Below are 14,069 nucleotides of genomic sequence, written 5' to 3'. Positions count from 1 at the left end.
TCGTTTCTGCCATGAGACGCTCCTCCTCAATAGGGGTCGATTGCATCGCGCAGGCCGTCGCCCAGCGCATTAAAGGCGAAGACTGTGACAAGCACGAAGGCAACGGGCGATAGAATCCAGGGATAGGACCCGATGACCGAATAGGTGGCGGTGTCCTGCAGCATCAGTCCCCATGAAATCAGCGGTGGCTTGACCGCAAAACCGAGGAAGCCCAGGAACGATTCCAGCAGGACCACCTGGGGGATCGACAGGGTGACGGCGACGATCACATGGCTCATCACGTTCGGGAAAATGTGCTGGAAGATGATGCGCCGATCGCTGGCGCCGACGGCGATGGCCGCCCGCACATAGTCGATACGGGCGAGCGCCAACGTCTTGCCGCGAACCTCGCGCGACATCTGCGCCCAGCCGAGCGCCGACATGACGATGATGACGAAGGCGAGGAACACATTCGTTGGCGCCGTTACCGGGATCAGCGACGTCAGTGCCAGATAGAGCGGCAATTGCGGAAAGGCCAACACCAGCTCGACGAAACGCTGTGTCCAGGCATCGAAGCGCCCGCCGAAATAGCCCGAAGCCATGCCGACGGTGGTGCCGACGACAGTGACGATCGAGACGACGACCAAGGCGATCATCAGCGAAATACGCGATCCATGGAGAATGCGCGAGAGCACGTCGCGGCCGAACTTGTCGGTTCCGAGCAGGTGGACCGGTGAACCGTCGATCGCGCCGAAAAGGTGCCGCTCGGCCGGGATCAGGCCGAAGAGCCGATAAGGCGATCCCTTGACGAAGAAACCGAGGACCTGCGGATTGGCATAGTCCGGGCCGATCTTCGGCTGGAAGGTGATGGGATCGAGCTCTTCGGTCTCGCGCAGCGGATAGCTGCGCGGCGGGAAGGCGAAATCGCCGTTCTGATCGCTGAAGCTGATTGCCTGCGGCGGTGCGAAGCCGACACCGGTCGCCTTCGGATCAACCGGTGACAGGAAATCGGCGAAAATCGCCATGACGAGCAGCAGACCGACAAGGATCAGTCCGAGCATCCCGGTCCAGGAGCGTTTGAGCCGACGCCAGACGAGCGCCGAATAGCTTTCGTTGTGCTGTTCGTCCTTGGGGTCGACGGCAAGGGGAATGGCGCTATGCATCTCGATGGTCATGCGTGGGCTCCTCCCCCCATGCGCACGCGCGGGTCGAGAGCGGCGAGCAAGAGGTCTGCGATGATGTTGCCGAGGATCAAGGTCGCCGAGAGCACCAGCATGAAGGTTGCGGTGACATAGACGTCTCCCACCCACATGGAGCCAACGATGGCGGGACCGACTGTCGGCAGCGCGAAGATGATTGCGGTCTCGATTTCGCCGGTCAACATGTAAGGCAGGACGACGCCCTGATACATGATCAGCGGATGCAGGGCGTTGGGCACGGCATGGCGCATGACCACGGCCCCTTCGCTCAAACCCTTGGCCCGGGCGGTCTCGACATATTGCGCATTTAGCGTGTCGAGCAGATTGCCGCGCATCACGCGCATATTGTAGGCGAGGCCGCCGAAGGTTGCGATCGCCACGACCGGCCAAACATGTTTGATGAGATCGACGAACTTGCCCCAGGACCAGGGCGCGCCGCCATAGCGGGCGGAGTGGAAGCTGTTGATTTCGCTGACATTAAAGTGGAAGACGAGGACATAGACGATGATCAGCGCCATCAGGAAGCGCGGCACCGTCATGCCGAGGAAGGAGACGGTCGAAAGTAGGCTGTCGATCCAGGAATATTGCCGGGTCGCTGCAATGATGCCGAAGGAAATGCCGATAACCGACGCAAGGATATGGCAGACGAGAGCAAGCACGAGCGTGCGCGGCAAGCGCTCGCTGACGACATCGGCGACGGGCTTGTTGTAGTAGAGGCTGTGGCCGAAATCGCCGCGCGTCAGAATGCCTGTCATCCAGGTGACGTATTGGACCGCCATCGGCTTATCGAGACCATGCTCCTTGCGATAGGCCTGGGCCTGCGCATCGGCCTCCTCGAAGGACGCCCCGCCCTGGTTGATGAGCTGCGAGCGGATGTAGTCGCTATAGTCTCCCGGCGGCGCCTGGATGATGGCGAAGGTCGCTACGCTTAGGACCAGCAGGACCGGAATGGCAGAGGCGATGCGGACAAGCAGAAATCTGAACATGCCGTTTCCTTCTGTCGGATGGACTTGCAGTGCGCCGGCTAGAGACGGCGCACCGGGTGAATGCGGGTGCCTCCTCCGGCCCGAGATCGGGCCGGAGGAGGCGAGGTCTCGTTAGTTGCTCGGCCCGCTCTCACCAGGCTTGCCCGGAAGCTGCTCGGCGAAGAGTTCGAAGTCGGCCTGCTTGTCGGCCGCCACGAAGACCCGCTCGCGGATGATTGTGTCTTCAGCCCAGTTGAACATCAAAATGGGCGCGCCTGTCGGAATGTTCGAGAAGCGCTTGTTGATGATCAGCGCGCCGGGATATTCGGTCAGACCAACGGTATCGACATTGGTCGTTGCGACCTTCTGATACTGCTTCATCAATTCCGCGCGCTCGGCGTTGTCGTTGGTCGCGATGAACTTGTTGACGATGTCGACAAGCTCCTTCTCGAACGGCATCAGGTCAGGAACACCGCCTTCCGGAGCGCGATGGTGCCAGCTCGTTCGCGGGCCGGTTGCCGCGAGTTGCGGGGTGTTTTGAACGACGGAGGCAAACTCCGCCTGATTGCGGTGCACCATCCAGTCGAAGCGACCGGAATAGTTGGCCGCGTCGCGCTGCTTGCCGTCCATCGCATTGAGCACGACGCGCAAGCCAAGCTTCTCCATCTGCCCGATGATGCCCTCGGCCAGATTCCTGTCTGTGCCTGTGTCCGAGCCCACGAGCAGCACGATCTCGACATCGCGCCCACCGAGCTTGTCGGACGGGAAGTTGACAAAGCCGTTGCCGTCGGTGTCCTTGAGGCCGACCTTCTCGAGCAACGCCTTCGCACCGTCGAGGTCATAGGGATAATAGATCGTGGACTGCCGGTCGTAGAAGCTCGTGCCGGAGGAAATGCCGCCCGGATAAATCGCCGTGAAGGGTCCCTTGACCAGAGCCTCACCGAGCTTTTTCCGGTCGACCGCCATGGTCACCGCCTTGCGGAAATCCTCGTTGCGGTTGAGTTCGCGCACCGCTTGGGCCCGCTCGTCTGGCTCACCCCAGCCATTGGCCGAGAAGTTCATGTGCATGTTGTAGCCGATGAGACGCGGACCGAACGCAAGCCGTGCGGGGGCTGCCTCGTCGGCTGCGCGCTTCAGCGATTCGACGAAGTTTTCCGGCTGTTCCAGGTTTGAGAAATCGCCCGAACCGGCGACGGCCTGCACGTCGCGGTCGGCCCAGGTCGAGAGCTTGTAGTGAAGCTCGTTGAGGTAAGGCAGCTGGTTGCCGGCCTCGTCGACCTTCCAATAGTAGGGGTTGCGGCGCAGCACGATGATGTCGTCCGGCCGATAGGCGACCGGCACCCACGCACCCATCACCGGTATATTCATGTATTCCGCCGGAAAGCCGTTCTTGTACTGGTCATAGGTCGTGCCAGCATATTTTGGATGTTTGGTCTTGAGGATATGCGACGGGCCGGGGCAGAAGGTGCCATAGGCCATGGCATAGAGGTGCTGGCGCGGGAAGGCCTCCTTGAAGGTCCATTCGACCGTATACGTGTCGATCTGCTTCAGCGTCGTTCCCTCGCCGAAGGTCTCAGGCGTCGCGCCGTTCAGGGGCGTCACGCTCGGATCGAGAACATTGTCCTCCCAGTAGAACATCACGTCCTCGGCGTCGAAGGGATCGCCGTCCGACCATTTCGCGCCCTCGACGAGATGCATGGTCAGCTTGTGACCGTCCGCGGACCAGTCCCAGCTCTTTGCAAGGTTCGGCAGCGGTTCGACGTCCTTCGCCTCCACCTGGAAGAGCGGCGCCGTGCGCGTCAGACATTCCGACATGCCGATATCGATGCCGCCCCAGCCCTGGCTTTGGCCGGCGCTGTAGTTCCAGCCCTCCGGCCGGCCGCCGATCACGTGGCGCAGCGTGTCGCCATAGACGCCGACGCCGTCAGGCATGTTGCCGGTCTTAAAGACCATCGGCTCCTTCGGCAGGCGCTCGGCGACCGGCGGCAGCTTGCCGGCCTTCACGTATTTTTCCGTAACCCAGGTCGGCTCCTTGTATTCCGGCAACGCCTTGAACTCGGCGATCGAGTCGCGTGGCACGAAGGTGATCTTGCCCTGCGCCGGAAACGGTGGCTGCTCGGGCACGACAGTCGGCTCCGATGCGGCCGCCTGCAGCGCGAAGCTTGAGATGCCGACAAGCAGCAGGCTCGCCATTTTTGTCAGTCGGTGGCTGTTCATGGTCTGTGGTTCTCCCTCATGTATCTGCCACGCCGAAAGGTGGCCTCCTCCTAGAAAGTCTCAGAATGTCCCGCGGGGGCGGGCATGTGGCGGCAAGCGGGGTCCGCGTCTCCTCACGCAGTGGCCCCGCCGGCCGTCAACCGGCGGCGCGGGCTTTGGTCTCGTGTCGCTCGGCGCGGATCTCGTCCACCGAGCGCACCTGGCGTCGTGCCGCCCCGTTCCAATCGCGGGTCTTGACGGTCGCCCGGCTCAGGCGCTCTCTGGCACCGTCGATCGCGTGGGCGTATTGCGGTAGCCATTTGGCTTGTGCGACGACCATCTCGTCGACCATCTGCCAGACCTCCTCTGGCGTACAGATGGCGCCAACCAGCGGATCGTGCAGCATCGCCAGCTTGAGCAGATCGAGATCGCCTGAAATGGCCGCATGCACCGACATACGCTGGACATTGATAGAGGACAGGCAGGTGGCGGCGCAGGCCTGGGGAAGCGTGATGCCCGAGACCATGTTGATGCCGAAGCGATCGACGAAGCCGGGAGACTCGATGATCGCATCGGCAGGCAGATTGGTGATGACGCCGGTATTCTTGACGTTGAAATGGCCGCGATAGACGCGCCCCGTCTCCAGAGCCTCCAGGATGTGGCTGGCGTGCTCGTTCGAGCGCTTTGTCGCATCGATCGGACGCCGGGCATCCTCCAGGAACTGCGGGAACTCGGTTTCGAACCAGTTGCGGGTTTCCGTCGAATAGCGGAGGTAGCCGCCGGTTTCGCCATGGATCCAGTCCGACATGTCGATCCAGCGGGTGATCTCATCCGGACGCTTGCGATACCAGGGAAGGTATTCGGAGAGATGGCCGTTGCTCTCGGTGGAATAGACCCCGAAGCGCTTCAGCACGTCGATCCTGAGCTTTTCCTGCTTCGAGAAGACCGGATGAGCCTCGAAGGCGGCGACAAGTTCGTCCTTGCCGATCTTGCGACCGCGCAGCCTGATGTCGACGAACCACGTCTGGTGATTGATGCCGGAGCAGATGAAGTCGAGTTCGCCCTCCCCGGCGCCGAGGATCTCGGCGATCTGCTCGCCGCCATGCTGGACGCCGTGGCAAAGCCCGACCGTGTCGACCTTACCGTACTCGATCGCCGCCCAGGTGTTCATCGCCATCGGGTTGGCATAGTTGAGGAACTTCGCGCCCGGCTCGGCCAGTTCGCGGATGTCCTTGCAGAAATCGAGGATGACCGGAATGTTGCGCTGGCCATAGAGTATGCCGCCGGCGCAGATCGTATCGCCGACGCACTGGTCGACGCCGTATTTGAGCGGGATACGGATATCATCGGCATAGGCACTGAGCCCGCCGACCCGCACGCAGCTGATGATGTAGCGCGCGCCTGAGATCGCTTCGCGGCGGTCGGTGGATGCTGTGACCCTGGTCGGCAAGTTGTTGGCTTCGACGATCTTGTCGAGGATCGACTTGATCATGTCGAGGTTGTGCGCGCTGACGTCTGTGAGCGCGAACTCGACATCGTGGAACTCCGGAACGCAGAGAATATCGGTAAAGAGCTTCTTGGTGAAACCAACGCTGCCGGCGCCGATGATGGCAATCTTGAAGTTACTCATGCTGTCCTCGTCGCTGTTCGTTCAACCGAATAAAGGCGGTCTGGGTAAAATTGGTGCGCCGACAAGGTTGCGCCAAAGCGCGGTTCCCTCCCGGTTTACTCCCCACGTGCCGCCTGAAATCGGCCGTCTTGCCTTGTTGTGGGGCATTATGCGTATAATGTTTGGCGTCGCCAGAGAGGTATTGTGCTTTCATGGGTAATTCTATGCTGAAACGGCTGATCGAGAATGGCCCTGCCATGAAGACGGTCTCGCTACCGCGCGGGCGTCACAGCCTGCACACCATGCCGACCAGCACGGGCTATGAGATCCGCACGGACGGAAGTTACGATTGGGATGGTCGCAAGCGGGGACAGACACCGTTTACCGTGCTGCAGTATACGATCTCAGGCGCGGGAAACCTGCGCTACGAAGCGCGCAATCACCGTGTGCGCGAGGGCGAAACGCTTCTCTTGCTGGTGCCGCACAACCATCGCTACTGGCTCGAGCAGAATGGTCGGTGGGAGTTCTTCTGGATATCGATGAACGGCGAAGAGGCACTGCGCATCCACAAGGCCATTCTTTCGACAACCGGCCCAATCCTGAACCTGAAGCCCGAGACAATCGAGCATCTGGCAGACTGCAGTTTGCGGCTGATTTCAGGCGGCGGCGAAGCGTCGGGCAGCGCATCGGCAATCGCCTACGAGGCCGCAATGGCACTCTATGACGACGTCTTCGGCGCCCATCCCGTATTCAGCCAGGAATACCGGACAATGCAGCATGTCATTCAACATATCATGGCGAACCTTGCGCATCCCCTTCCCGTCGAGACGCTTGCCGAAGTGTCTGGGCTCAGCCGCGCGCACTTCTCGCGCGTGTTTGCCGCTAGCGAAGGCATGCCGCCCGCGGAGTTCGTGCTGCGCAAGCGATTGCAGCGGGCAACGAAACTTTTGACAAAGGCGGCACATCTCTCGGTCAAGGAAGTGTCGATCATGTCCGGCTTCGAAGACCCGAACTATTTCGCCAAAGTGTTTCGACGCTATTTTGGTGCGAGTCCCACCGAGTTCCGTACGACCGGGATGTATTCGAGTGTCGCGGCGAAAAGCCAGGAAGCGGTCAATCACTCTCGTGGGGAAAACGAATAGCCAACGTTGCGGCCAGCGTGCTTTACGTCACAATCTCGCCTTCTAGGCCAATGGCCCGCCCCATCCAGCGATGCGAAATTGCCGAACTGACAATCTTCCTTGAGCTCTCTGCACCGGTTCTGCGCGTTCAATGCGCTGCTTAACGCTTGGAGCTTTTAAGTGCCGGTCAGCCAGGGGATCGCTTCGCACCAATCGTTTGCCTGTCCTGGAGCGGACAAGCAACGCAGCATACGCATAGCTGCATTGCACAAAAAATGTTTTCCAAATGATCAAAAAACGATCATAACGCTCACAGCTGATGCACATGGCGGCTTCTCCTCCCAGTGCCGCCGCAGCAGCTGTTCCCCTCTGGAGGTTTTATGACCTTCACACTTCATGGGCCGCGGTTTTCCGCAGGCCCATTTTTTTTGCCAAAATTTTTGGCCGGCGCCGATCAATCGGCGCGACCGGTCAGCGCAGAAACCGGTTGCCATTCGTGTCCGACGATGGCTCCTCCCACCTGACACTCCCTTGATCGCGCTTAATGCCAACCGGACGGCCGCTGGCAAGCAGCCCTAGGATACAGCCGCGCAGGAATCAACTAGCTGTGTCGCAGAGGGTCTTCTTCTTCGGAAATGCGTCGCCAACGTCGATCGGCTGATCGACTGAAGCGAAGTGTGCGCTAAAGCCATGCCCGGAGAGCTGCGTCGTGCGCGATTTATGATTTCGGCTTTTGTCGGTCAAAGTCTCGAACTGACATAGCCTCGAGCTACGCCTTGACCAGTGTGGTTGCCCGGTGCGCTTGGCGCCCATGTCGCTCTGCAGTACGACATGTGGCCGCACTTGTTTTGCCCGGAAAGGCGAGTCGGCTTGCAAACCTCAGGCCCGTCTGCAGTCGGCAAACACGTGTTGGATCATCTAGGGCCGACTAGCCTCGAGGATTAGCTCCTCTGCCCCAACGGGCTCTGCTTGCAGATCGGGTTCGGGACTCAGATCCAGTTTCCCCCAGATCGATGTCTTTTGGCTATCGGCCTTCACCTTGCGGGACGGCTTTATCTCAACAATAAACGGCTTTGTCTGCTGACGCATAGATCCTCCAAGCGACGAATCGCGTTCAAACGATACCGATTGGGCAGGCGGAAGCAACTGCCAGATCAGGTGAGTTCACCGCCACCCGGCAGAACACATCGCCGTGGAAGATCGGGTGACCACGCGGTCCCACTCAGCCGCTGACGCTCTTCCGGCTCGGTGCGAATCAATTGATTTGGCTGCGGAAGTAGACTGCCGGGAGCGGCGATTTTGCCGTTTTGCCCTGTTGGCCGTGTCAGTCAGTGCAAGAAACGGTTGACAACGCCACGTGAAGGGCCCGCAAAAGCAAGGGATTGTTGGGCGGAAAGGTGACGCCAAAGTGCCGCCAAGCTGCTGATAAGTATACGGAATGCGTCAAGGAGAAAGCAGTGGGATGCCGCTTCCGCTGCAACTGCTAAGTTCTTGTTATCCCTAAAGCGGCTTGTCGACCGACAACGAATCGTGTCTCTACTTCCAGACGGAAACAATGCGTCAGACGCGAAGAAACCGTTTTGAAGAGACCCCGATGTTGAAGCCCGCGAATCCCCAGGTTGAAAACGAGACGACTTCCGAGCGTATCACACGCCAGGCGACCGCGCTTTCGGACCGTCTGCGGGCCGTTGGTGAAATTGCTTTTCCGCCGAAGGCGATGAAGAGCCTGAGGTCGTTTACCTCAGGAGAGGTCGCGCAGATCGTTGGTGTATCGGACGGTTATCTCAGGCAATTGTCCTTGGACGGTCTCGGGCCGATGCCGGAACTGGGCACCGCTGGTCGCCGTTCCTACACACTGCGCCAAATCAACGAGCTTCGCGCCTATCTTGCCGAAGCACGCCCGAAGGAAGCCTTGAAGTTCTGGCCGCGCCGCCGCGTAGGTGACAAGCTCCAGATCATCAGCGTCGCCAACTTCAAGGGCGGCTCAGCCAAGACGACGTCATCGCTATACCTCGCACAGGGGCTGGCGCTGCAGGGTTACCGCGTTCTGGCGATCGACCTCGATCCCCAGGCGTCGCTGTCTGCCATGTTCGGTTACCAGCCGGAATTCGACATTGCCGAAAACACCACCCTCTACGGCGCGATCCGCTACGATGAGGAGCGGGTCAACATGCGTTCGGTGATCCGATCGACCTATTTCGAGGGCATAGACCTCGTCCCGGGCAATCTCGAGCTGATGGAGTTCGAGCATGAAACCCCGCGTGCAATGGGCAAACGATCCGGACCCGAGGATCTGTTCTTTCGCCGCGTCGCTGCCGCCATCGATGAAGTCGAGGCGGACTATGACGTCGTTGTCATCGACTGCCCGCCGCAACTCGGCTTCTTGACCATGGGCGCCCTCAATGCGGCAACCGGCATGCTGGTGACGATCCACCCGCAGATGGTCGATGTCGCATCGATGAGCCAGTTCCTGTTGATGACAGCCGATCTCATCGCGGTGATCGAGGATGCCGGCGCGCATCTGAACTACGATTTCATGAAATTCGTCGTGACCAGGCACGATCCGCGCGACGTGCCCGAGCAGGAGATCGTCGGACTGTTGCGCGACCTCTTCGGAAGCGATGTCCTCAGGGCTACGGCATGGAAGTCGACGGCCATTGCCAATGCCGGCCTCACCAAGCAGTCGCTGTTCGAATTGTCGAAGGGCGCCGTCGGGCGGTCCGTTTATGACCGAGCCATGGAATCGGTCAACGCGGTCAACACCGAGGTGATCGACCTGATTTCGAAGGTATGGCAGCGATGAGTGATTGCTCCCATTCCGTGCCAGTACTCTTTCCCCTTGGGCGGGGAATGTTGTCTACAGACAACGCCTCGCCTGTAACGAGGAGGTCCCTCCATTGAGCAAACGCACCCAGTCCATTCGCTCGATGTTTTCCGGCCAGAGCGAGCACTCCGTTGATGGTGACATCAAGCGTCCGGCGCTGCCGCGTATGAGCTCCGGCGCAGTCCGCTCGCTCAAGGACACCTTTTCGGACGTCGAGAAGGAGTATGAAGTTCTTCGCGCAAAGCTCGCGTCGGGCCAGCTCGCCGTGGAGATCGACCCCACCCTGATCGATCCCTCGCCTTTAGCCGATCGCTTCAGCGAGCAGGACCCAGCCAGTTTCGAGGCACTGATAACTTCGATCCGGGAAAGAGGACAGGAAATTCCCGTCCTCCTCCGCGAGCATCCTTCTTTATCCGGTCGCTACCAGAGCGCTTACGGACATCGGCGCATTCGTGCCGCTCGTGCGCTCGGCATTCCCGTCAAAGCCTATGTGCGCTCGCTGAGCGATGAAGATCTAGTCGTGGCGCAAGGTGTGGAGAACTCCGCCCGCGAAGACCTGAGCTTCATCGAACGCGCGGTATTTGCTTGCCGTTTGGAGGATGCCGGCTTTGCCCGTGCGCTGATCCAGTCGGCACTTTCTGTCGACCGGGCTGAAGTTTCCAAGCTGGTCGCTGTCGCACGCGCATTGCCGCGCGAACTTGTGGACGCCATCGGGCGGGCACCGAAAATCGGTCGAGGCCGCTGGCAGTCACTGGTTGATGCGATCGGCAACGAGCCGGCATTGAAGCGCGCCTTGGCGGTTGCAACCAAAGCCGGCTTTACGACACGGGAAACGGATGACCGCTTTATGCTGGCCTTTGCGGCCGCGACAAAGTCCGAAAAAGGGCCAGCCGCTGGGCTTGCACCTGAGACTGTCACTAGTGGATCGGGTGCGGAGATCGGAAAAGTGGCCACGAGCGACAAGCAATGGCGCCTGTCGATCCGGCGCGATCGGCATGACGGATTTGCAGATTATCTGACGGCGAAATTGCCCGAGCTGTTTGAAGCTTACGAGGCGGCGCTGGAGAAAACGCAGAGCAGCGCCGAATAGGGCGCCGTCCTGAAGACTGAAAATATAGAGGAGCAGCACGGCAAAAGAAAAAAGGCCCCCGAAACACCGTCTCTGAAGGCCCTTTCTCGTCATTTGGCGATTTCGAGATTCGCACTTCCGGGATTCACAGTCAAGACTCTCTTCGGAGATTTGGCGCCGTTTCGGTGACCGGCATTCCTTTGCCTGAAAAAAGGTAAGGCTGAAATGGACAGGTTATCCGTAACGACGCCATTCGGGCGGCGGCCGATGTCGCTTGCCCTGGTGAAGGGACAAATCAGATCGTCCGGCATCAAAGCCGGAAAAACCGTCGACAAGTGGAAGGTGCTTCGCGACGTATGCGAGGCACGGACCCTTCTTGGCGTCCAGGACCGCGCTCTGGCTGTGCTGAACGCACTTCTGTCATTCTATCCGCAGGGCGAATTGGCTGAGGGCAATGACCTCGTCGTGTTCCCGTCGAACGCCCAGCTGACCCACCGCGCCAATGGCATCGCCGGCAGCACGCTACGCCGCTGCCTTGCTGCATTGGTGGAGGCGGGCCTGATTTCGCGCAAGGACAGCCCCAATGGCAAGAGATATGCACGCAAGGACGGCGAAGGCGGCATAGAGGAGGCCTACGGCTTTGATCTCGCCCCGCTTTTGGCCCGCTCGGAAGAACTGGCAGGCCTGGCCCAGGAAGTTGCGGCAGAACGCCGGCGGTTCCTGATCGCCAAGGAGCGTGTCTCATTGTGCCGCCGGGATATTCGCAAGCTGATTACTGCCGCGATCGAGGAGGGGGCATCCGGCGATTGGGGGCACGCCGAAGACATGTTTGTCGCGCTTATCGCACGAATTCCACGCCGACCGAGCCTCAAGGATTTGCGGGCCATTGCTGACGAGATGACGCTTTTGCACGAAGAAGTCGTCAACATGCTGGATGATAACGCGATTTCCGAAATTATGGCTAGCAATGATGGTCTATCTGAGCAGCACATACAGAATTCAAAACCCGAATCCTTCAATGAACTTGAACCAAGCTCTGAAAAAGAGCAGGACGAAAAGCCGAGGGCGGAAAGCGGAGCAAAGCCGAAGGGGGTACAGCCATTCCCGTTGGAGATGGTTTTGCGGGCCTGCCCCGAGATCAAACCTTTCGGCCCGGACGGCGTGGTTTCGAGTTGGCGTGATCTGATGATGGCCGCGGTGACCGTCCGCTCGATGCTTGCGGTCAGCCCGTCGGCCTATGAGGAAGCGTGCGAGGTGATGGGGCCGGCGACGGCTGCGTCCGTGGTGGCTTGCATGTACGAGCGGTCCGGACACATCAATTCGCCCGGCGGTTATCTCAGAGATCTGACAAACCGGGCGCGGCGCGGGGAGTTCTCGCTCGGGCCGATGCTGATGGCACTGCTTCGTGGGGCGCCGACATCCAATCTGGCTTCTGCGTCGTGAGCCGGGCTGCGGTTGGGCAAACTGCTCTCGGCTTGACGCTTCCCCACGTGAACTGCACCTAGCCGGAGACAGCGATTGCCATCGGTCAGGTAGTGTTTGCCACACCCGGGTCCGGTCATGACTTCGAAAGGTTTGACATGCAGGTCGCCGTTTGCGGAGGTCTGGTCTCGGCTGTCGGCGTCACCACAGCAGTCGCCCTCCCCTTCTCCTCTTTAGTCTTGGTAGGGGATGCAGTTAGCGCGATTGCTGCGACACCACCGGGAGGTAGACAGTCGGGGTTGACGGCTTGTTGCCAACAAACGAGCTTCCGACAAGGAGATAGGCCGAAAGTGCGAGGACCGAGATGAGTAAGATACCAACGGGCAGGCCGCCGGAGGTGTGACGTTCTGGCTTTAGGTAGTTTCTTTCACCCAACATAGCGAACTCCATTTGCACGTCCGGAACGGGGAAAGGGTGCAGGTGGTTCCCGGGAAACGGGCGGAGCTGAGGGACAGGTTCTGAGAGCCTGCGGCCGACATTTTAGCACCATGACCGGTGTCTCGCCTGAGACCGCAGGTAGCATGTGGCCCGGATATCTAGATTGTTCGCGCTTGTTCGTAGCTAATTCGGGCGCTTTCAAACAGGTGGCGCTGAAATATGCCGACAAAGAACCCCGCACCCTGGTCGTTCAAACGCAGATTTCGAAATCTGGGCCCGCTGCTTGGAGAATGCGGTCTTCAGGCTGAAGGTGCTTGAGACCCGTCAGTCAAGTGATTCACACGGGATCCGCGTGCGCAAGCGGTTTTCATTTACCGGAACAGACCTAAGGAAAAATGATCCGATGCCGGCGACTCCCGACAAGTGGCTCGATCGCACGCCTTGTCATGGTCCGTATTTGTTGCCTTCGCAATTGAGATCTTTCGACCTTCACTGTTCAGCGCGATCGGTGCTTAAGCACGAGACCGGAAAAATGGCATCGATGCGCGGGGTTCAATATGATTGGAAGCGACTGTTGCGAGAGCCAAACAGTGAACTGCCAGCACTGCGACCAACTGTTGGGCTCCGCATAATCGCACGAGCATCTCGAGATCGGCGTGCGATATGTGAAGGACTTCCACCTTGCCCCGTTTCCCTCGGGGCAAACTGCTCGTGGGGTCGAAACAACTCCGGCGCTCACCGCCGCTTTTACAGTTGCCCACGTCCGAAACCGTCCTTGGTTATGACGGCAGCAAACACAAGCGGCGGGAAATATGACGAAGGCGAGAGGCAAGTGTCTTTTCGCCAAAGGCCTGTGATGATTGGCCAGGGCCGAGGCACCGTCGCAGGAGATTGACCACGACCGGCATTTGAGCCGCATCTGTTCTTCGGGCTGCCATTGGTGTTCGAACAGTCTAGCGGATCGACCAACGCTCGACCGTGTATTAACAACTGCTTGTTTACCGGCGCGCAGTAGCCTCGACGAGAGGTTCCGTTGACAGTCACGGTTGCGTGCTGCGTGCGGAAAACGGCGACATCGCTCGCGCTATCACCGACCACTCGAACGAGTGCCAGTTGAAGAGCGACGATCTCATTTCCAAGGACATCCTGCCAATCACTCAAAGGCTGGACCGTCGAGCCGGTCATTCGCGCTGCAAATCCGTCGCGGAAATCTTAATTGTCGTAGCGTGAGCCTTTTGAACAACCGC

General features: G+C 59.7%; 8 protein-coding genes. 4 read left to right on the top strand and 4 right to left on the bottom strand.

The window, feature by feature from the left end; all coding sequences use genetic code 11:
* Positions 1-26: 26 nt before the first annotated feature.
* The 4 genes from ASD03_RS12280 to ASD03_RS12265 form a co-directional block, all read right to left on the bottom strand.
* Positions 27-1,154, bottom strand: a complete 1,128-nt coding sequence (locus tag ASD03_RS12280) for an ABC transporter permease (protein WP_057207697.1) — start codon at positions 1,152-1,154, stop codon at positions 27-29.
* Entirely contained in the window at positions 1,151-2,164 is a 1,014-nt protein-coding gene (locus ASD03_RS12275) for an ABC transporter permease (protein ID WP_057207696.1), read from the bottom strand. The genes ASD03_RS12280 and ASD03_RS12275 overlap by 4 nt, the downstream gene beginning before the upstream one ends.
* A 111-nt stretch (positions 2,165-2,275) precedes the next feature.
* A complete protein-coding gene (locus ASD03_RS12270) occupies positions 2,276-4,360 on the bottom strand; it encodes an ABC transporter substrate-binding protein (protein ID WP_057207695.1) in 2,085 nt (694 codons plus the stop codon).
* Between the two features lie 136 nt (positions 4,361-4,496).
* On the bottom strand, positions 4,497-5,969 hold the full coding sequence (locus ASD03_RS12265; RefSeq protein WP_057207694.1) for an alpha-glucosidase/alpha-galactosidase: 1,473 nt from the start codon (positions 5,967-5,969) through the stop codon (positions 4,497-4,499).
* A gap of 191 nt (positions 5,970-6,160) precedes the next feature.
* On the opposite strand from ASD03_RS12265, the gene ASD03_RS12260 reads away from it, so the two are divergent.
* The 4 genes from ASD03_RS12260 (at position 6,161) to repC (ending at position 12,405) form a co-directional block, all read left to right on the top strand.
* The gene (locus ASD03_RS12260; RefSeq protein WP_057207693.1) at positions 6,161-7,090 is read left to right on the top strand and encodes an AraC family transcriptional regulator; all 930 of its coding nucleotides are present in this window, start codon (positions 6,161-6,163) and stop codon (positions 7,088-7,090) included.
* Positions 7,091-8,663: 1,573 nt separating this feature from the next.
* Complete coding sequence (gene repA, locus ASD03_RS12255; RefSeq protein ID WP_057207692.1) at positions 8,664-9,872, top strand: plasmid partitioning protein RepA; 1,209 nt, start codon at positions 8,664-8,666, stop codon at positions 9,870-9,872.
* 94 nt (positions 9,873-9,966) lie between these two features.
* Positions 9,967-10,983: a plasmid partitioning protein RepB gene (gene repB / locus ASD03_RS12250; RefSeq protein ID WP_057207691.1), complete on the top strand. Its 1,017-nt coding sequence runs from the start codon at positions 9,967-9,969 to the stop codon at positions 10,981-10,983.
* 204 nt (positions 10,984-11,187) lie between these two features.
* Entirely contained in the window at positions 11,188-12,405 is a 1,218-nt protein-coding gene (repC, locus tag ASD03_RS12245; RefSeq protein ID WP_057213845.1) for a plasmid replication protein RepC, read from the top strand.
* Positions 12,406-14,069: the final 1,664 nt, after the last annotated feature.

It is taken from the genome of Ensifer sp. Root127 (genome assembly GCF_001425225.1).
Lineage (GTDB): Bacteria > Pseudomonadota > Alphaproteobacteria > Rhizobiales > Rhizobiaceae > Ensifer > Ensifer canadensis.
The sequence above is the reverse complement of the archived record's forward strand: the minus strand, read 5'-3'. Positions and strand labels throughout refer to the sequence as shown.

Excerpts from the sequence above, each read along its gene's own strand:
- ASD03_RS12280 (WP_057207697.1), bottom strand. The coding sequence starts at position 1,154 with ATGACCATCGAGATGCATAGCGCCATTCCCCTTGCCGTCGACCCCAAG.
- ASD03_RS12275 (WP_057207696.1), bottom strand. The coding sequence starts at position 2,164 with ATGTTCAGATTTCTGCTTGTCCGCATCGCCTCTGCCATTCCGGTCCTG.
- ASD03_RS12270 (WP_057207695.1), bottom strand. The coding sequence starts at position 4,360 with ATGAACAGCCACCGACTGACAAAAATGGCGAGCCTGCTGCTTGTCGGC.
- ASD03_RS12265 (WP_057207694.1), bottom strand. The coding sequence starts at position 5,969 with ATGAGTAACTTCAAGATTGCCATCATCGGCGCCGGCAGCGTTGGTTTC.
- ASD03_RS12260 (WP_057207693.1), top strand. The coding sequence starts at position 6,161 with ATGGGTAATTCTATGCTGAAACGGCTGATCGAGAATGGCCCTGCCATG.
- repA (WP_057207692.1), top strand. The coding sequence starts at position 8,664 with ATGTTGAAGCCCGCGAATCCCCAGGTTGAAAACGAGACGACTTCCGAG.
- repC (WP_057213845.1), top strand. The coding sequence starts at position 11,188 with ATGGACAGGTTATCCGTAACGACGCCATTCGGGCGGCGGCCGATGTCG.